General features: G+C 65.8%; 19 protein-coding genes and 1 tRNA gene. 10 read left to right on the forward strand and 10 right to left on the reverse strand.

Going from position 1 to position 16,919, the window contains the following annotated elements; translation table 11 throughout:
- On the reverse strand, positions 1-243 hold a 243-nt coding region (locus YWC_RS32835; protein WP_036214514.1), incomplete at its 3' end, for a helix-turn-helix domain-containing protein.
- On the opposite strand from YWC_RS32835, the gene YWC_RS0115155 reads away from it, so the two are divergent.
- A complete protein-coding gene (locus tag YWC_RS0115155; protein WP_084416447.1) occupies positions 213-1,277 on the forward strand; it encodes an acyltransferase family protein in 1,065 nt (354 codons plus the stop codon). The two genes, YWC_RS32835 and YWC_RS0115155, sit on opposite strands and share 31 nt — an antisense overlap.
- 31 nt (positions 1,278-1,308) lie before the next feature.
- Here YWC_RS0115155 and YWC_RS29530 read toward each other — a convergent pair whose 3' ends face one another.
- Both YWC_RS29530 and YWC_RS0115165 read right to left on the reverse strand, forming a co-directional pair.
- The gene (locus tag YWC_RS29530; protein ID WP_084416448.1) at positions 1,309-2,031 is read right to left on the reverse strand and encodes an SDR family oxidoreductase; all 723 of its coding nucleotides are present in this window, start codon (positions 2,029-2,031) and stop codon (positions 1,309-1,311) included.
- Between the two features lie 52 nt (positions 2,032-2,083).
- Entirely contained in the window at positions 2,084-2,410 is a 327-nt protein-coding gene (locus tag YWC_RS0115165) for a nuclear transport factor 2 family protein (RefSeq protein ID WP_027866144.1), read from the reverse strand.
- Positions 2,411-2,515: 105 nt separating this feature from the next.
- Between YWC_RS0115165 and YWC_RS29535 the strand changes: the two genes are divergently transcribed.
- A complete protein-coding gene (locus tag YWC_RS29535; protein ID WP_036214520.1) occupies positions 2,516-3,436 on the forward strand; it encodes a LysR family transcriptional regulator in 921 nt (306 codons plus the stop codon).
- 94 nt (positions 3,437-3,530) lie between these two features.
- Positions 3,531-4,712: an acyltransferase family protein gene (locus tag YWC_RS0115175; protein ID WP_027866145.1), complete on the forward strand. Its 1,182-nt coding sequence runs from the start codon at positions 3,531-3,533 to the stop codon at positions 4,710-4,712.
- Positions 4,713-4,739: 27 nt separating this feature from the next.
- Here the strand turns inward: YWC_RS0115175 and YWC_RS0115180 are convergent, their stop codons facing one another.
- Together YWC_RS0115180 and YWC_RS0115185 are read right to left on the reverse strand one after the other, a co-directional pair.
- Positions 4,740-5,489 carry an MBL fold metallo-hydrolase gene (locus YWC_RS0115180; protein WP_027866146.1) on the reverse strand — a complete coding sequence of 250 codons (750 nt, stop codon included), beginning with the start codon at positions 5,487-5,489 and terminating at the stop codon, positions 4,740-4,742.
- A gap of 111 nt (positions 5,490-5,600) precedes the next feature.
- Positions 5,601-5,951, reverse strand: a complete 351-nt coding sequence (locus tag YWC_RS0115185; protein ID WP_027866147.1) for a protein tyrosine phosphatase family protein — start codon at positions 5,949-5,951, stop codon at positions 5,601-5,603.
- Between the two features lie 98 nt (positions 5,952-6,049).
- On the opposite strand from YWC_RS0115185, the gene YWC_RS0115190 reads away from it, so the two are divergent.
- From YWC_RS0115190 to YWC_RS0115210, 5 genes are read left to right on the forward strand one after another with little or no spacing between them, the layout of a single operon-like run.
- Positions 6,050-6,382, forward strand: coding sequence for an ArsR/SmtB family transcription factor (locus YWC_RS0115190; protein ID WP_027866148.1), 333 nt, complete (start codon positions 6,050-6,052; stop codon positions 6,380-6,382).
- Complete coding sequence (locus YWC_RS0115195; protein ID WP_027866149.1) at positions 6,379-6,810, forward strand: YeeE/YedE family protein; 432 nt, start codon at positions 6,379-6,381, stop codon at positions 6,808-6,810. Before YWC_RS0115190 ends, YWC_RS0115195 begins: the two co-directional genes overlap by 4 nt.
- 11 nt (positions 6,811-6,821) lie before the next feature.
- On the forward strand, positions 6,822-7,259 hold the full coding sequence (locus YWC_RS0115200; RefSeq protein WP_027866150.1) for a YeeE/YedE family protein: 438 nt from the start codon (positions 6,822-6,824) through the stop codon (positions 7,257-7,259).
- A 53-nt stretch (positions 7,260-7,312) separates the two neighbouring features.
- Positions 7,313-8,107, forward strand: coding sequence for a sulfite exporter TauE/SafE family protein (locus tag YWC_RS0115205; protein ID WP_027866151.1), 795 nt, complete (start codon positions 7,313-7,315; stop codon positions 8,105-8,107).
- Between the two features lie 24 nt (positions 8,108-8,131).
- On the forward strand, positions 8,132-8,833 hold the full coding sequence (locus YWC_RS0115210) for an MBL fold metallo-hydrolase (RefSeq protein ID WP_027866152.1): 702 nt from the start codon (positions 8,132-8,134) through the stop codon (positions 8,831-8,833).
- Between the two features lie 57 nt (positions 8,834-8,890).
- Here YWC_RS0115210 and YWC_RS0115215 read toward each other — a convergent pair.
- The 5 genes from YWC_RS0115215 to YWC_RS0115235 form a co-directional block, all read right to left on the reverse strand.
- Positions 8,891-8,980 (reverse strand) — tRNA-Ser (locus tag YWC_RS0115215).
- A 29-nt stretch (positions 8,981-9,009) separates the two neighbouring features.
- Positions 9,010-11,106 (reverse strand): putative bifunctional diguanylate cyclase/phosphodiesterase, encoded by a 2,097-nt coding sequence (locus YWC_RS0115220; protein ID WP_051306485.1) that lies wholly within the window; start codon positions 11,104-11,106, stop codon positions 9,010-9,012.
- Positions 11,099-12,271, reverse strand: a complete 1,173-nt coding sequence (locus YWC_RS0115225) for an EAL and HDOD domain-containing protein (RefSeq protein WP_027866154.1) — start codon at positions 12,269-12,271, stop codon at positions 11,099-11,101. Before YWC_RS0115225 ends, YWC_RS0115220 begins: the two co-directional genes overlap by 8 nt.
- A 108-nt stretch (positions 12,272-12,379) precedes the next feature.
- Positions 12,380-13,018: a response regulator transcription factor gene (locus YWC_RS0115230; protein ID WP_027866155.1), complete on the reverse strand. Its 639-nt coding sequence runs from the start codon at positions 13,016-13,018 to the stop codon at positions 12,380-12,382.
- Positions 13,015-14,379: a cache domain-containing protein gene (locus YWC_RS0115235; protein WP_027866156.1), complete on the reverse strand. Its 1,365-nt coding sequence runs from the start codon at positions 14,377-14,379 to the stop codon at positions 13,015-13,017. Before YWC_RS0115235 ends, YWC_RS0115230 begins: the two co-directional genes overlap by 4 nt.
- Before the next feature lie 218 nt (positions 14,380-14,597).
- Between YWC_RS0115235 and YWC_RS0115240 the strand changes: the two genes are divergently transcribed.
- Complete coding sequence (locus tag YWC_RS0115240) at positions 14,598-16,664, forward strand: carbon starvation CstA family protein (RefSeq protein ID WP_027866157.1); 2,067 nt, start codon at positions 14,598-14,600, stop codon at positions 16,662-16,664.
- Positions 16,664-16,870 (forward strand): YbdD/YjiX family protein, encoded by a 207-nt coding sequence (locus YWC_RS0115245; RefSeq protein ID WP_152571087.1) that lies wholly within the window; start codon positions 16,664-16,666, stop codon positions 16,868-16,870. The genes YWC_RS0115240 and YWC_RS0115245 overlap by 1 nt, the downstream gene beginning before the upstream one ends.
- Positions 16,871-16,919 lie beyond the last annotated feature (49 nt).

Raw genomic sequence — 16,919 nt, forward strand, 5'->3', positions numbered from 1 at the left:
CAACGCGCCATCGGTGTGCAGCTTCGGTACGCGGCGCGGTGCAATGCGACGGGCGCCGCTCTGCAAATGGGCAAGGTTGGCGTCGTAAGCACCCACACCGGGCGCACGGCGAAGTTCGCGGCTGATCGAACTAGGGGCACGGCCAAGGCGTTTAGCAATGGCTCGGATACTGCACTGGTCGTCCAGCATGGTCATCAAGACGGCCCGCTCCTGTGTCGTCAGATGGGTGTAGTTTTTCGGCATGGCAGCACCTTACAGCAAAGGGTGTTGCACTTGGTTTTAGAGGCTGCCCTGCCTTGCTGGTTGTCCTATTCCACCTTTCGACGCGATACGATTCGATTTACGGACATACGACTGCACCGCTTGTCTCGCTGCCGTGGGGACACTACGGGGTCAACCTTTTTTTCATGATCAGCGGCTTCGTCATTTTCATGTCGCTCGACCGGACGCGGACTGCGCTCGACTTCGTTGTTTCCAGACTCAGCCGCCTCTTTCCAACTTACTGGGCAGCGATCATTGTCACGAGCCTGGTTATCAGTATGCTCGGCCTGCCTGACCGCGAAGTCTCACTGCCAGACACGATCGCAAACTTCAGCATGATCCACAACCTGTTCGGTATCCCTCATGTCGACGGGGTGTACTGGACGCTCGAAATCGAAATGCTGTTTTACTGCTGGGCCTTAATCGCCTTCAGCCTGGGCTGGCTTTCCAGAATCCATTTATTGCTCGCGGTTCTGTTTTCCATCCGGCTCATCTATTTTTGGTGTCACCGGTACTTTCAGCTCGAGCTCCCGATAATTATTTCACATCTGCTAATACTGAACTATATTGCCTGGTTCAGCGCAGGGATCATGATTTACCGGCTGGTGATGGGCAGCAGCACTCGAAATTTAGACTTGGGAGTCTTATTTTGCGCAGTGGCGCTGACAACGGTTGTCGAGGGCTATAGGCTTGGGGCCATTATGATTCTCTGCATCACAGTGCTGTATGGCGCTGCGGTGGGTCGGCTGCCATTGAACCGCCGTTGGCTGGTTTGGCTCGGCGCGATCTCCTATCCCTGGTATCTAATGCACCAGAATGTTGGCTATGCCATGATTCGGAGACTTGAGGCGATGGGACTGAGCGCAAACATTGCAATCGCCGTTAGTATTCTGGGAACCGTCACCATCGCCTATCTTTTACTGATCTTTATCGACCGTCCTGCTATCAAATGGCTGCGCGAACAATATAAGCAAAAGAAGGAAACCCTGCTGAATAAGTACTATAAAGCAGTGTAAGTCTCCAAGTCAGCACTTCCAAATCGAGCGTCTAAACCGTCGGGATCCTCGCGCCGTCGATCACGAACTCGGCGCCATGCACCGACGCCGCCAGCGGCGACAGGAGAAACGCCGCCAGCTCGGCCACCTCCTCCGGCTTGCCGGGACGGCCGATCGGGATGCCGCCCAGCGAGTCCATGAGCTGCCGCCTCGCCTCGTCTTCGCTGCCCTCGCGGTGCGCCGCCATGCGCTGGACCAGCGCCTGGGCGGCCGTGGTCTCGATGAATCCGGGCGCGATGCTGTTTACTCGAATGCCACGGGGCCCGAACTCGTTGGCCAGCGATTTGCTGTAGTTGGCCAGGGCCGCCTTGGCGGCGGCGTAGGCCACGGTGGACTCGAACAGGGGCAGGCGCCGCTGGATCGAGGTGATATGGAGGATGGCGCCGCTGCGCCGCTCCAGCATGGCAGGCAGGAGGGCGCGGTCAAGCCGCACGGCCGACATCAGGTTGACCTGCAGCGCCGCCTCCCACATCGCGTCGGTCAGCGCAAGCGCGCCGCCGCTGGGGGCGGCAGAACCGCCGACGTTATTCACCAGGAAATCGAGGTGACCGAATTCGCGCACGACGGTGTCGGCGACGAAGCTTGCACCTTCGACCGTTCCCACGTCTGCCTCGAGGTAGCGCACGCCTGCCAGCGCTTCGGCCGGCTGCCTGCGCGCCGTGGCGATGACCGTGGCGCCGTCCTGCGCCAGCCTGCGGACGATGGCTTCGCCCATGCCCTTGGTGCCGCGGTGACGAGCGCATGCTTGCCCGCAAATGGATAGGCGTTCATGGCTTGATCTCCAGCGACTGGATCGCCCCGGATCGGAGCTCGAAGTGGAAATGCAGCGTGATCGGGCTGCCGGGGAAGTTCCCCCAAACCAGGGCGCGCAGCCTGTGGCGGCCGGCGGCTTCGTCCAGGCCCGCGGGTTCGATCGTGGCCCCGTAGCGCAGCGCGGTGTCGCGGGCCCATGCGGCGATCTCGCCGCGCCCGCGCCGCACCAGTCCCTCGTCATGGACGATAGCGTCCGGATTGAAACATGTCGCCAGGCGCTCCGGCGCCTGCGCGTTTGCTGCCTCGACATAGCCTGCAATGGGGTTCGGTAATGTGTTCATGTCGGCCTCCTGTTGTTGGTGCAGCCAAGTCTAGATTCGGGCATCATGAAGAAAAAGCACCAGAATGGACATGCACCATGAACCAACAGTTCAAAATGGTTTGACATGAGTTCCCTCGACCTGATCCGACTGTTCCTGGCCGTTGCCGAGGACCGCTCTTTCACCCAGGCGGCCCGGCACCTGGAAATCACCCCGACCGCGGTCAGCAAGGGCGTGCGCGCGCTCGAGAAGAAGCATGGTGTCGCGCTGTTCGTCCGGACCACGCGCAGCGTCGCGCTGACGGAAGCCGGGGCGAGCTTGCTGGCCGCCCTGAAGCCGGCCGTCGGCCAGATCGAGGACGCCTTCAACGAGCTGGCGCAGTTCCGGAGCCGCCCGTCCGGCCACCTGCGGCTCACCGCGCCGCGCAGCTTCGGCTTCCTGCTCGCACGCTCCCTGGTGCCGCGCATGCGGGCGGCCTATCCGGATATCACGATCGAGCTCTCGCTCGACGACGGCCTGGTCGACTTGGTGGCAGCCGGCATGGATGCCGGCATCCGGCTCGGGCAGGCGGTGGCCCAGGACATGGTCGCTATCCGCCTCAGCCGCCCGCTGTCATGGTCGATCGTGTCGGCGCCCGGCTACTTCGAGCAGCACGGCGTTCCGCAGCAGCCGCAGGACCTGTTGCGCCACCAGACGCTGCGCTACCGCTTTCAAACCTCCGCCCGCTTGCCGCCCTGGCGCCTGGCCGGCCCTGACGGCGAGCTCCTGCTGGACACCGAGGCCCTCCTCACCGCCAACGACACCCAGATGCTCGCCGAGTGGGCGCGCCAGGGCCTGGGCATCGCCTGGCTGCCGGACCTGGAAATCGAGGAGGACGTGCGGCGCGGACGCCTGGTGCGGGTATTGACGCAGTTCGTCCCCGATACCTCGGGCCTTTTTCTCTATCTCCCGATGCGCACCCGGAACCAGCCCAAGATGCGCGCACTCATCGAGCAGGTGTCCAGGCTGGCCGACGAAGCTGCGCTCGATGTGAGCTGCAAGCGATAACGCGCGCAAGGCACGGCAGACCTGTGCACTCTCAAACCGAACGAGCAAATGAGGGGCTACGATCCAGACGTTTAGCTTACAACAGGAGGAGACCATGCATCCTGCATGCGCCGTGCGCATATGCCTGCTGGACAGGACCAACCTGAACGAAAGCTACCAGCATTCCATCCTGATATCGGCCCTGCGCAGCATTGCCGCCCTCCAAGTGGTCGCCGCCCATCTCCGTGGAGAACTGTTTCCGAGCCTGAAAACAGTGGCGGACCCATCGCTCTGGTACCAGGGACTGGCCTTCTTCACCGGGTTTTCGCACATTGCCGTCGTCATCTTCTTCCTGCTGAGCGGCTGGCTCGTCGGCGGCAGTCTGCTGAACAAGCTGGGGGAGCCCAACTGCATGATGTCGTATGCGATCGACCGGCTCACGCGCATGTGGATCGTCCTGGTGCCGGCCTTCGTGCTCACGCTGGCGATCGGCACGCTCACGCAGACGGTCGACCCTGGACGGGTCAGCTATGCGCCGGATAATGAATACTCGTGGAGCACGTTCTGGGGCAATCTGTTCGGCTTACAAGGGATGGCCGTCCCTCGCTTCGGTGGCAATTTCTCCCTGTGGAGCCTGGCGAACGAGATGTGGTACTACGCCCTCTTCCCCCTGTTGCTGTTGCCAGTCATCGGACAACGGGGCATCACGAAAGTGGCCGGTCTGGCCGCCTGCGCCGTCATCGGCTACCTGCTGCTGTTCGACCTGATGCTGTATTTCCTGATCTGGCTGCTCGGTGTGCTGTTCTCGCGGATCCGCATCGAACTGGGCCGCGCCGCGCGCCTTCTGTTGATCGTCGTGATCCTTGCGCTTGCCGTCCATTTCCGGATGAGCGGCAGTATCGGCACCCTGGTTGCGGCGACGTTTGCCGAAGACCTGCTGTTCAGCGTGCTCTTTCTTTGCCTGCTGTCGAGCCTGCAGTTTCCCGCGGATCGTGCGCGCATCGGCAACCGGCTGGCGAACCTTGCCGGACTACTGGCCCCGTTCTCATTCACGCTGTACGTGATCCACTACCCCTTGATCTACCTGGCCGAGTTCCTGCATGACCCGATCGGGACGCAGACCTTGTCGACAAGCAATCCTGCGTCCCTGCTTGTTTACGCAGGGCTGTTCGTCGCCATCGTGGTGTTCGCCTACCTCTTCCACCTGCCGTTCGAAGCACATACTTACCGGCTGCGGCGCTTCGTCAAACGGATGGTGCTGGCGCCTGCGCCCGAACCCTCCTACAGCCAGAGGTAACAGGGGCAAGCCGCAGGAGCCGGCCGGCTAGCCTTGCGGACTCTCGGTCATTTGCTGGCAGTACTTGACGAGGTTTTCCGGCAGATCAGTCGGGCACACCCCGCATTGCTTATTGCCGGGAACCGCGTAATCGATAAATTTAGGGTACGGCAGCTCGAGTTCCGCCATGATCTGCCGGAACTCCTCGACCGAGCGGTCCCCACCGAGACGGGGATTGCGCTGCTTTTCCTGCATCACCGAAGACACCCACCTTTTCTGGTAGTCGTGCGCCGGGTAGACGAGTGTTTCGTCAGGCAGTGCGAACAGCTTTCCGCGCACGCTGTGATAGAGCGCATCGGAATCGCCCTGCTGGAAGTCGGTGCGCCCGCATCCCTCGATCAGCAAGGCGTCGCCCGTGAATACACGGTCGCCCAGGACGTAAGCAAAATGTCCCGACGTGTGGCCCGGCGTATGCAGGGGCCGAAATTCCATGGAGCCCACCCTGAACGGCGTTCCCTCTTCCAGCTGAACATCCGCACAGTCGACGCGTTCCGCCGCTGGCGCCGCAATCCTGCTCCCAACCTTGTTCTTCAGTTCCAGCGCCGCCGTGATGTGGTCGGCGTGGACATGGGTGTCGATGCTGTACGCCAGCGTCAGGCCCAGGCGGCTCAACTCCTCCAGATCGCGTTCCACCGTCACGATCACGGGATCGACCAGGACTGCCTGCCCGGTTTCGGGGCAGCCGATCAGATAGGTATATGTGCTCGACAAGGGTTCGAAAAGCTGACGGAAGATCATGCGTTTCTCCTCGACATGCAGGGCTGAGCCTTGCTTTCACAAGGCGCCCCGGGGGCGCCATCCGATCGGCGAAGTATAAGACGCCAGCACGCCGTCCGGCGCAGCGCTGCGCTAGCGCGAGGCGCCGCCGGGTTCATTTTCCGTGTCCTTGAACAGCGTCTCGGCGCGCATGCCGGTGCGGCAAAAACCCAGGACCGGCTTGGGCGCGGCCGCGTACAGCGCGACGAAGGCCGCGCGATCGGCGTCCGTGATCTGCCCCGGCACTACCGGCAAGTGCACGACCTCGACGCCGTGACGGCGAGCCTCGGCGGCGATCGCTGCGAACGGCGGCTGGTCGCCGGCCTCGCCGTCCGGCCGGTTGCACACCAGGGTGGCGAAGCCCTGCTCCTTCAACCCCGCGACGTCGGCAGGCGCGATCTGCGCGGCGACGGCGTAGTCCTTGCAGAGATAACGGATGTTCATGCTGTCCTCCAGGGGATCAAAAAAGAAGACTACAGTATATTGAAATATATATTGTCTGTAGATATAATGTAAAACAGTAGATTGACTGAGGTGCTTCCATGCCAGACACGCAACAACTTGATTTGCAGCAGATGCGCCATGCCGCCGCCCAGGCCTGCGCGCTCCTGAAGGTATTGGGCAATCCCGACCGCCTCCTGCTGCTGTGCCAGCTGAGCCAGGGCGAACACGCAGTCGGCGAGCTCGAGACCCTGGTGGGCATTACGCAGCCCACCCTGTCCCAGCAGCTCGCCGTGCTGCGCGAAGAACAGCTGGTCAACACCCGCCGCGAAGGAAAACAGGTTTTCTACCGGATCGATAGCGAGGCAGCGCTGGCGCTCATTCAGGTGCTCTACGAGCAGTTCTGCCTGCCAAACCAAGGAGTCAAACCATGAACATCGACTGGGTCCATTTCACCCCCTGGAGTTCGCTCGCCGGCGGCTTGACCATCGGCGCCGCCGCTGCGGCCTTCATCCTGCTCAACGGCAGAATCGCCGGCATCAGCGGCATCCTCGGCGGCCTGCTACGGCCATCCGGCGGCGACGTCGGCTGGCGCATCGCCTTCGTGCTCGGCCTGATCGCCGCGCCGCTCGCCTACGGCGCCTTGCACACCCTGCCGGTGCCGACCGTCGATGCCGGCGAACTCACCCTGGTCGCCGCCGGCCTGCTGGTCGGCGTAGGAACGCGCTACGGCGCCGGATGCACCAGCGGCCACGGTGTATGCGGCCTGTCGCGCCGCTCGCCGCGTTCGCTGGCCGCCACCGCGGCCTTCATGCTGGCCGGCTTCGCCACCGTCTTCGTGGTACGCCATCTGCTCGGATAAGGAGAATCACCATGCACATCCTGACATCACTGCTCATCGGACTGCTCTTCGGCATCGGACTGATCGTGGGCGGCATGAGCGATCCCGCCAAGGTCCTCGGCTTCCTCGACCTCGCCGGCAACTGGGATCCCTCGCTCGCCTTCGTCATGGGCGGCGCCATTCTGGTGAGCGCCCCGGCGTTCTGGTTTGCGGGCAAGCGCGAGCGCGCGCTGCTGGGCGCGCCCATGCGCCTTCCCACCGCGACCCGGATCGACCGCCGCCTTGTGCTTGGCTCGCTCGCCTTCGGCGCCGGCTGGGGCCTGGGCGGCTATTGCCCGGGCCCGGCACTGGCCTCGCTCGCCACCGGCGGCTCGAAGCCGCTCGTGTTCACGATCGCCATGGTGGCCGGCATGGCGATCTTCGAGCTGGTCGAGTGGGCCCGCGCCAGCCGCATTGCCCGGAGCGCCTGAGCCATGCCTGCGCCAGCCCCCATCCGGCCAGCAGGTGTTCGGCGGAGGCCGTCATGCTGACCGCCGCCGCGCTCGGCCTGGTCGTCGGCCTGATCCTGGCGCTGACCGGTGCCGGCGGCGGTATCCTGGCGGTCCCGCTGCTGGTCTTCGGCACTGGCGCCGGCGTCGCCGAAGCGGGCCCGATCGGCCTGCTCGCGGTGGGCATGGCGGCCGCGCTCGGCGCCGTGCTGGGCCTGCGCGCCGGCATCGTGCGCTACCGCGCCGCCATGCTCATCGCCGCCGCCGGCGTGTTGCTCGCGCCGGCCGGACTGTGGGCGGCGCGCTCGGCGGACGCCCGCTGGCTGGGGGTGCTGTTCGCACTGACGCTGCTGTACGTGGCCTTCAGGACCTACCGCCAGGCCGCCGCGCCCGCATCCGGCGCCAGCGCCCGGGGCCAGGCTCCGTGCGTGCGCAGCACGGCGGACGGCCGCTTCGTCTGGACCCGTCCGTGCGCGCGCGCCCTGGGCCTGTCGGGCGCCGCCGCCGGCTTCCTGTCGGGCCTGCTGGGCGTCGGCGGCGGCTTCGTGATGGTACCCGCCCTGCAGCGCTATACCGACCTGCCGATCCAGTCGGCGGTCGCCACCTCGCTGGCCGTGATCGCCATCATTTCCAGCGCCGGCGTGGCCACCGCGGCCGCCCAGGGCGCCATCGACTGGCCGACCGCGGCGCCCTTCGCGGCGGGCGCGCTGGCCGGCATGCTCGGCGGCCGCTCGCTGGCGGCGCGCATTGCCGGGCCCCTGCTGCAAAAGGGCTTTGCCCTGCTCTCGGCCCTGGTCGCCCTCGGGATGATCGGCAAGGCCTTTATCTGATTCATTATCCGTAAGGAGAACGCCATGAACATCAACCCCATCCAGCTGTTCGATACCGAATCCTCGACCTTCACCTACATCCTGGTCGCGCCCGGCGAGTCCGACGCGGTGATCATCGATCCGGTCGAGCGCCACTGGGAACGCGACCTGCGCCACCTCGAACGTCTGGGCCTGCGCCTGCGCTACGTGCTTGAAACCCACGCCCACGCCGACCACGTCACTTCCGCCGGCCGTTTGTGCGAAAAGACCGGCGCGCTGGCCGCGGCGCCGAGCGGCTGCGGCATCCTGCCGGCCGAACTGCAACTGAACGACGGTGAACTGATCCGCTTCGGCAAGGCAGAAGAGATCCGCGTCCTGCACACGCCGGGCCATACCGCCGGCAGCATGAGCTATGCCTGGCGCGGCAACGTGTTCACGGGCGACACCCTGCTGATCGACGGTTGCGGACGGACGGATTTCCAGAGCGGCAGCGCAGATGCGCTATACGACAGCGTCCATGCCAAGCTGTTCACGCTGCCGGACGACACCCGCATATGGCCTGGTCACGACTACAAGGGCCAGTCGGTATCGACGATCGGCTGGGAAAAGCGGCATAACGCGCGCCTGTCCGAGCGCAGCCGCGAGGACTTCGTGCGCCTGATGGGCGAACTCAATCTGCCCAGGCCGAAGCTGATCGACGTGGCGGTGCCGGCCAACCAGAACCTGGGTTTGCCGCACGGGGCGTGAACGCCATGCGGTAAACGAAAAAGAGCTCCAGGGGTTGGAGCTCTGCTTCGGAATGCTTGGCGGAAGCGGTGAGATTCGAACTCACGAACGGGTTCCCCCGTCGGCAGTTTTCAAGACTGCTGCCTTCAACCACTCGGCCACGCTTCCTATGAAGAACCGGCATTATACATAATCCATCAATGCCGGGCAGCGAATCTGCTCACTCCCTCAGCCACCAGCAGCCAGTTCTCCCGCAAACACCGCTCGAACTCCCCCGCCGGCAGCGGCTTGCTGTACAGGTAACCCTGCACCTCGTCGCAGCCCGACGCACGCAGGAAAGCCAGCTGCTCCAGCGTCTCCACGCCCTCCGCAATCACGCGCAGGCCGAGCTGCTGCGCCATGCTGACGATGGTCCCCGCGATCGCGCAATCGCTCGGATCATCCGGGATCCCGAAGGTGAACGAGCGGTCGATCTTGAGCGTATCGATCGGGAAGCGCTTCAGGTAGGACAGGCTCGAATAGCCGGTACCGAAATCGTCCAGCGACAGCGCCACGCCCAGCTGGTGGATGCGGTCCATGATCGCCGTCACGCGCTCGAAGTCGTGCATCAGCGTGCTCTCGGTGATCTCCAGCTCCAGCCACGAGGCATCCAGCTGGTAGCGCGCCAGGGTCTCGGCCACGCGCGCCGGCAAGGATGGCGTGAATTCGCGCGCCGATACGTTCACTGCCAGGCGCAGCGGCGCCACGCCGGCGCGCTGCCAGATCGCGGCCTGGGCGCAGGCCTGCTCCAGCACCCACTCGCCCACCTGCACGATCAGGCCGGTACTCTCGGCCAGCGGGATGAATTCGCCGGGCGGCACGATGCCGCGGGTCGGGTGCACCCAGCGCACCAGCGCCTCGGCGCCGACGATGCGGTCGGTGCCGAGCTCGAACTTCGGCTGGTAGTACAAGGTAAGCTCGCCGTTGCCCAACGCCTGGCGCAGCCCGGATTCGATCCGCATGCGTTCCTGCATGCCCTGGTTCATGTCCTGGCTGTAGAAGGCGACGCTGCGGTCCGGGTTGGCTTCCAGCTGCTTGGCCCGCTCCATCGCGATATCCGCCAGCCCGAGCAGGGTCTCGGCCTCGCTGCCGTCCTGCGGGTAGACGCTGATGCCGATGCTGGCGCCCACGCGCAGGTCGTGGCCGCCGATCAGGAAGGGTGCATCCAGGGCCGCCTGCAGTTTCTGCGCCACCGTGGTGGCTTCGAAGTGCTGGCGGATGTCGAACAGGCCGACCGCGAATTCGTCGCCGGACAGGCGCGCCACCACGTCTTCGTCGCGCAGGGTAGCGCGGAAGCGCTGGGCCGCCTGGCGCAGCAGTTCGTCGCCGATCCTGCGGCCCAGGGTATCGTTGATGCGCTTGAAGCGGTTCAGGTCGATGAACAGCACGCAGCCGGCGGCTTCGTTGCGCTGCGCGACCATCAGGGCCTGGTCGACCAGGCGCGCGAACAGCGTGCGGTTCGGCAGGCCGGTGAGTTCGTCGTAGTAGGCCAGGTGGTGCAGCTGCTCCTCGGCCTGTTTTCGTTCCGTGATGTCGGTGAGGTAGGCGATCAGGCCGATCGGGCGCTCGGCCAGGTCGCGCAAGGGCGACAGCGACAGGCTGGCCCAGAACACCTCGCCCGATTTCTTGCGGCGCCGGACTTCCATCATGCGCCCGCCCTGCTCCGCGAAGCTGTCGTGGAAGCCCTCGTCCTCGTCGGCGTACAGGAACAGGATGTTGCGGCCGATCGCTTCCAGCGCGGTATAGCCGAACAGTTCCTCGGCGCCGCGGTTCCAGCTGGTGATGTAGCCCATCTGGTCCATGGTCAGCACCGACTCGTGGATCTGGTCGAGGATCTGCGACTGGTGCGCGAGCTGGGCTTCCATCTGCGCGTAGGCATGGGTCGAGCGCACCGCCAGCGAATGCACCTGCAGCAGCGAGGCGGTCAGGTGCGCCAGGCCGGCCAGCCGGCGCGCATCGTCGCTCGTGTAGGCGTCGCGGCCCGCCACTTCATAGACGCCGAATTGTTCCGCCGCCCCCGCCACCACCTGGCGCAGCACCTGGAAGTTGCCCTGCAGGCCGCCGACGCCGGCGCCGGGCAGGAAGCGCCCGACCGGGCTGCCCAGCAGCGCGCCCGCGATGCGGCCCAGTTCATCGTAGAGGGAGGCGCCGCGCAGGCGCAGGACGGCGTCGCTGGCGGCGGTGGTGGCGCCGAGGAAATCGATTGATGCGTCGAGTGATGCGTCAATCGCGACGAGCGCCTGCATGTCAGACATTCCGCCCCACCTGGATGGCCCAGTGATAGGCGTTCAACTGGCTGTTCCACCAGCCGGCGGGGTCGATGCCCGCCGCGTCCAGCGCCTCCCGCGAGGGATGGGTTTCCGTCAGGCGCAGCCAGGCGCCGAGTTCGCCGCTGCGCGCCAGCAGCGCGCCGGAGACATGCTCCGGCAGGTTCAGGTCGGCGACGATGTCCGCCATCGGCATGTGCAGCAGCCGGTCGAGCAGCGAGAACACGCCGGTCATGAAGGCCAGGTCGCAGTCGTCACGCTCTCCCCCGCCCTGCTTGCACAATGCCTCCAGTTGCGCTGCACGGCGCGCGGCCAGCGGCAGCAGCAGGTTCGGCAGGCCGTCGGCCTGCTGGCGCGCGTACAGTAGCAGCTGCAGCCAGCGCTGCAGCTGGCGCCGGCCGAGCAGGTTGATGGCCTGGTTGAAGCTGGTGATCTGGGTGCTGACGGCAAACGCGGCCGAATTGACCAGCTTGAGCAGGTGGTAGGACAGGGTCGGGTCCTGCTTGAGCTGCTGCTCGAGCTCGCGCGAATCGGCGTCGCGCGCCAGCAGGCCGAGCAGGGTCAGGATGCGGCGGCGCGAACTGCCGTCCGGCCTGTCGTCGCCGGCGAGCAGCGGATCGTAGGGGTAGTCGCCGCTGAACCAGTCGAAGCCGGCCATCTCGCTCTGGGTGAAACTGGCGGCGCTGTCGACGCGGCGCGCCAGGTGCGGGCCGAACAGCGCGGCCAGCCGCCCTGCCGGCGCCGGATCGCGGGCGCAGTCGCGTGCGATGGTGCGCAGCGCCGGCGGCGCCTTGACGCCGTCGGGAGGCGTGCCGTCGAGCCAGAGGCGGTAGCCGAGTTCGTGCAGTTCGGTGAGGCGGCGCGCGGCGCCATCGTCGAGCAGGGCCTGGGCGGCGATGACGAAGCCGATGCGGTTGGCCGGCATCATGGCCAGCACGGGTGGGCTCAAGGCGGCCGGATGGTCGACCATCAGGAGCCCGTCGAGCGGCGCGATCGCGGCCAGCAGGTCGGGCGTGCCGAACACGGCCTGCAGTCGCTGCGGCAGGTCCGCGCCGCCTTCGAGCCGCAGGCAAAGCGCTACCCACTCGTTCTGCCCATTGGCGACCGGGTCGATTGCTACCAGCGGAAACGAGTTGGGGTCCGGCTCGGCCATCTTTATGCTTTCAATGCTCAGGCTCTGAGTGATATTCGATCAATCTTATTCGACGGATTATCAGAAAGCAACATCTTTTATTTCTTTATGGATACTTAATGTATCTCTTTATGGGTAACCGCGGTTTTCGGCGCGCTGGACCGCGAAACGGATCAGTTCGGCCTGCCCTTCGATGCCGAGCTTGCGCTTGATATTCAGGCGGTGGGTTTCGACGGTGCGCACCGACAGTTCGAGCGCGCGGGCGATCTGCTTGTTCGACTGGCCGCCGGCGATGTGTTCCAGGACTTCCTGCTCGCGCGCGGTCAGGACATCGCCGGATGCCGCCGGGCTGGCCAGCTGGCGCGCCAGCGCGGCGCTGTAGTAGATGCCGCCGCCCATCACGGTGTCGATCGCCAGCACGATGTCCTTTCCCGGCGCATCCTTCAGCACGTAGCCGCGCGCGCCGGCCTGGATCGCCTGCGTGACGTATTCCGGCTTGTCGTGCATCGACAACACCAGCACCGCCACGCCGGGATAGTGCTGGAGCAGGCGCGCGGTGGCCTCGATGCCGCTGCCGCCCTTCATGTTTATGTCCATCAGCACCAGGTCGGGCCGGCAAGCGCCGGCCTGCTCGATGGCGTCCTGGCTAGATCCGGCCTCGCCCACCACGCGCAGGCGGGGCGCGGCTTCCAGCCGCGCGCGCAGGCCGTCGCGCACCAGGGGGTGGTCGTCCACCAGCAGGATCCTGATTTCCGAAGCTTCACTCATGTCTGCTCTTCCACATCGATGCTGGCCACCACACGGGTGCCGAGCGGCGAGGAATCGATCGCCAGCCGCCCGCCGATCGCTTCCATCCTTTCCATCATGTTGCGCAGGCCGATGCCGCGCTGCGGGTGCTGGGCGATGTCGTGGGCGTCGAAGCCGCCGCCGTCGTCGGCGATCTCGAGGCTCAGGCAGCGGCCGCGCCGCACCAGGCGCATCTCCACCTGGCGCGCGCCGGCGTGGCGCTCGACGTTGGTGAGCGCCTCCTGGGCGATGCGGAACAGCACCGTGCCGGCCATCTCGGGCAGCGCGTCCATCGGCCCTTCCGCGCGGAAGCGCACCGGCATGCCGCTGTGGCGTCCAAACTCGCTGGCCAGGTAGTCGAGCGCCGGCGCCAGGCCCAGGTCGTCCAGCAGCGCCGGGCGCAGGTCGTGCGAGATGCGGCGCACTTCGCCCAGCACCGATTTCACCTGCTCCACGGTGCGCTCGAGCGCGCCGCGCGCCTGCCGCTGCTGTGCCGCGTCGCCGTCCAGGCGGATGATGCCCGCCTCCAGCTGCAGCTTGACCGAGACCAGCGCCTGGCTGATCCCGTCGTGCAGGTCGCGCGACAGGCGTGCCCGCTCTTCTTCCTGCGACTCGACCACGCGCTGGGCCAGCGCCTTGAGCTTGGCGTCGGCCACGCGCAGCTCGCGCAGGTTCAGCACCAGGCCGCCGCTCGCCACCGCCAGCGAGGCCAGCACGGCCAGGCCGGCGATCCACAGCAGCGTTTCGCCGATGTTGCGCGACTGCTGGGCATCGACCTGCGCCAGCGCGGCCTCGACGTCGTCCAGGTAGATGCCGGTGCCCATCATCCAGCCCCAGTGCGCCACCGGCACCACGTAGCCGAGCTTGGGCGCCTGCCGGCTTGAGGTTGGCTTGGCCCAGGTGTAGCGGTGGAAGCCGCCGCCGGCGCGGGCGCGTTCGATCAGGCGCTGGATGGTTGGCACGCCGTTGGCGTCGACCCAGTTCCACATGTCGGTGCCGACCAGCTCGGGCTGGCGCGGGTGCATCAGGCTGCGGCCCTGCATGTCGTAGACGAAGAAATAGCCGTCCTCGCCGAAGCTCAGCGAGCCGAGGATGCGCTTGGCCTCTTCCTGGGTGGCCGGATCAGTGCGGCCCGAGTGCACCAGGTGGCCGATCGACTGCGTGGCCAGGGCCACGTAATGGCGCAACTCGGCTTCCTTGCTGGCCAGGTAGGCCCGCTGGATGGTGGCGCGCTGCTGCCGGGCCAGCTCGGCGGCCTGCTGGCGCACGAACAGGGCGATGGCGCACAGGGCCACGATCAGCGGCCCGATCGCCAGCACGATGACCTTCTGCCTCAAGCGCATCCTGTTTCTCCCAACAAATCAGGCCAGCATTTTAAAGGGGAAACGGAACGGCTGCCGGGGCCGCCTTCTACGTAGTACTACGCAGTCACTGCGTAATGGTGCGCTTGTGGCGCTGATATTCGTGCAACATACTCTCCGGTACGCTGTCCAAAAAACCGCCGGTCGATACAGTCCGCGACCGGCCACAAGAAGTAGTCAATCCACCTCGGAGGAGCACCATGAAAAGCATGTCGAGCGCGCTCGGCTGGATCGCATTGTCGGTCCTGGGCGCATTTTCGCTCGGTTTCATCGCCGTCAAGCAGGGCGAGACCATCAACGCGATCTGGATCGTCGCAGCAGCAGTTTGCGTCTACCTGATCGCCTACCGTTTCTACAGCAAGTTCATCGCCTACAAGGCGCTGCAACTCGATCCGAAGCGCCAGACCCCCGCCTACAAGTACAACGACGGCCTGGACTATGTCCCGACCAACAAGTACGTCCTGTACGGCCACCACTTCGCCGCGATCGCCGGCGCCGGCCCGCTGGTGGGTCCGGTGCTGGCGGCCCAGATGGGCTACCTGCCGAGCATGATGTGGATCCTGGCAGGCGTCGTCTTCGCCGGCGCCGTCCAGGACTTCATCGTGCTGTTCATGTCCACCCGCCGCGACGGCCGCTCGCTCGGCGACCTGATCAAGTCCGAAATGGGCGAGATCCCGGGCCTGATCGCGCTGCTGGGCACCTTCATGATCATGGTGATCATCCTGGCGGTGCTGGCGCTGATCGTCGTGAAGGCGCTGACCCACTCGCCGTGGGGCAGCTTCACCGTGCTGGCCACCATCCCGATCGCGCTGTTCATGGGCCTGTATTCGCGCTACGTGCGCGTCGGCCGCATCGGCGAAGTCTCGATCATCGGCTTCGTGCTCCTGATGCTGGCCATCATCGGCGGCCAGTGGGTGCACGACTCGCCGACCCTGGGCCCGATGTTCGACTTCACCGGCACCCAGCTGACCTGGATGCTGATCGGCTACGGCTTCGTCGCCTCGGTCATTCCGGTGTGGCTGCTGCTGGCGCCGCGCGACTACCTGTCCACCTTCCTGAAGATCGGCACCATCGTGGCGCTGGCGATCGGCATCGTGATCGTCGCCCCGGAGCTGCGCATGCCGGCCGTGACCAAGTTCATCGACGGCAGCGGCCCGGTCTGGTCGGGCAACCTGTTCCCCTTCCTGTTCATCACCATCGCCTGCGGCGCGGTGTCGGGCTTCCACGCGCTGATCTCCTCGGGCACCACCCCGAAGATGATCGAGAACGAGACCCACGCCCGCTTCATCGGTTACGGCGGCATGCTGATGGAATCGTTTGTCGCGATCATGGCGCTGGTGGCGGCGTCCACCATCGACCCGGGTGTGTATTTTGCGATGAACAGCCCGGCCGCGGTGCTGGGCACCACCGCGCAATCGGCCGCCGCGGCGGTCTCGCAGATGGGCTTCGTGATCACCCCTGAAACGCTGGAGCAGATGGCGAAGGACGTCGGCGAGAACACCATCATCTCGCGCGCCGGCGGTGCCCCGACCCTCGCCGTGGGCATGGCCCACATCCTGTCGAACGTGGTCGGCGGCCAGGCCATGATGGCCTTCTGGTACCACTTCGCGATCCTGTTCGAGGCCTTGTTCATCCTGACCGCGGTGGACGCGGGCACCCGCGCCGGCCGCTTCATGCTGCAGGACCTGCTGGGCGCCTTTGCACCGTCGCTCAAGCGCACCGAGTCGCTGCCGGCCAACCTGCTGGCCACCGGCCTGTGCGTGGCCGCCTGGGGCTACTTCCTGTACCAGGGCGTGGTCGATCCGCTGGGCGGCATCAATACCCTGTGGCCGCTGTTCGGCATCGCCAACCAGATGCTGGCCGGTATCGCGCTGATGCTGGGCACCTGCGTGCTGTACAAGATGAAGCGCGCGCAATACGCCTGGATCACGGTCGTGCCGACCCTGTGGCTGCTGGCCTGCACCCTGACCGCCGGCTGGCAGAAGATTTTTGCCGCCGATCCGAAGGTCGGCTTCCTGGCTCACGCCGACAAGTTCCAGGCCGCGCACGACGCCGGCACGGTGCTGGCACCGGCCAAGACCATCGAGCAGATGGAGCGCATCATCTTCAACGACTACGTCAACGCGACGCTGGCGGGCTTCTTCATGTTCGTGGTGCTGGCGGTGCTGGTGTATGGCGTGCGCACCGTCATGGCTGCGCGCGCAAGCAGCAGCCCGACCGCGAAGGAGACCCCGTACGTCGCCATGCCCAACCCGCAGGTGCAATGATGTTCGGCGCTCTGCTGGAGGCAGGCAAGGAAGCAGGCAAGTACCTCGGGCAGAGCATGCGCCTGATGGTCGGCCTGCCCGAGTACGACACCTACCTGGCGCACATGGAACGTACCCATCCGGACCAGACGCCGATGACCTACGAGGAGTTCTTCCGGGAGCGCCAGGAAGCGCGCTACGGCGGCAAGCGGGCCACCTGCTGCTGAAGGCTGCCTGAGGCATGAATGGCGAAGGGACCCGGCAGGGTCCCTTCGC

This window comes from Massilia alkalitolerans DSM 17462, assembly GCF_000427785.1.
In the GTDB taxonomy this organism is placed as follows: Bacteria; Pseudomonadota; Gammaproteobacteria; order Burkholderiales; family Burkholderiaceae_D; genus Telluria; species Telluria alkalitolerans.

Excerpts from the sequence above, each read along its gene's own strand:
- YWC_RS0115245 (WP_152571087.1), top strand. The coding sequence starts at position 16,664 with ATGTTCGGCGCTCTGCTGGAGGCAGGCAAGGAAGCAGGCAAGTACCTC.
- YWC_RS0115185 (WP_027866147.1), bottom strand. The coding sequence starts at position 5,951 with ATGAACATCCGTTATCTCTGCAAGGACTACGCCGTCGCCGCGCAGATC.
- YWC_RS0115190 (WP_027866148.1), top strand. The coding sequence starts at position 6,050 with ATGCCAGACACGCAACAACTTGATTTGCAGCAGATGCGCCATGCCGCC.
- YWC_RS29530 (WP_084416448.1), bottom strand. The coding sequence starts at position 2,031 with ATGGGCGAAGCCATCGTCCGCAGGCTGGCGCAGGACGGCGCCACGGTC.
- YWC_RS0115180 (WP_027866146.1), bottom strand. The coding sequence starts at position 5,489 with ATGATCTTCCGTCAGCTTTTCGAACCCTTGTCGAGCACATATACCTAT.
- YWC_RS0115230 (WP_027866155.1), bottom strand. The coding sequence starts at position 13,018 with ATGAGTGAAGCTTCGGAAATCAGGATCCTGCTGGTGGACGACCACCCC.
- YWC_RS0115165 (WP_027866144.1), bottom strand. The coding sequence starts at position 2,410 with ATGAACACATTACCGAACCCCATTGCAGGCTATGTCGAGGCAGCAAAC.
- YWC_RS0115235 (WP_027866156.1), bottom strand. The coding sequence starts at position 14,379 with ATGCGCTTGAGGCAGAAGGTCATCGTGCTGGCGATCGGGCCGCTGATC.
- YWC_RS0115210 (WP_027866152.1), top strand. The coding sequence starts at position 8,132 with ATGAACATCAACCCCATCCAGCTGTTCGATACCGAATCCTCGACCTTC.
- YWC_RS29535 (WP_036214520.1), top strand. The coding sequence starts at position 2,516 with ATGAGTTCCCTCGACCTGATCCGACTGTTCCTGGCCGTTGCCGAGGAC.
- YWC_RS0115225 (WP_027866154.1), bottom strand. The coding sequence starts at position 12,271 with ATGGCCGAGCCGGACCCCAACTCGTTTCCGCTGGTAGCAATCGACCCG.
- YWC_RS0115175 (WP_027866145.1), top strand. The coding sequence starts at position 3,531 with ATGCATCCTGCATGCGCCGTGCGCATATGCCTGCTGGACAGGACCAAC.
- YWC_RS0115205 (WP_027866151.1), top strand. The coding sequence starts at position 7,313 with ATGCTGACCGCCGCCGCGCTCGGCCTGGTCGTCGGCCTGATCCTGGCG.
- YWC_RS0115200 (WP_027866150.1), top strand. The coding sequence starts at position 6,822 with ATGCACATCCTGACATCACTGCTCATCGGACTGCTCTTCGGCATCGGA.
- YWC_RS0115195 (WP_027866149.1), top strand. The coding sequence starts at position 6,379 with ATGAACATCGACTGGGTCCATTTCACCCCCTGGAGTTCGCTCGCCGGC.
- YWC_RS0115220 (WP_051306485.1), bottom strand. The coding sequence starts at position 11,106 with ATGTCTGACATGCAGGCGCTCGTCGCGATTGACGCATCACTCGACGCA.
- YWC_RS0115240 (WP_027866157.1), top strand. The coding sequence starts at position 14,598 with ATGAAAAGCATGTCGAGCGCGCTCGGCTGGATCGCATTGTCGGTCCTG.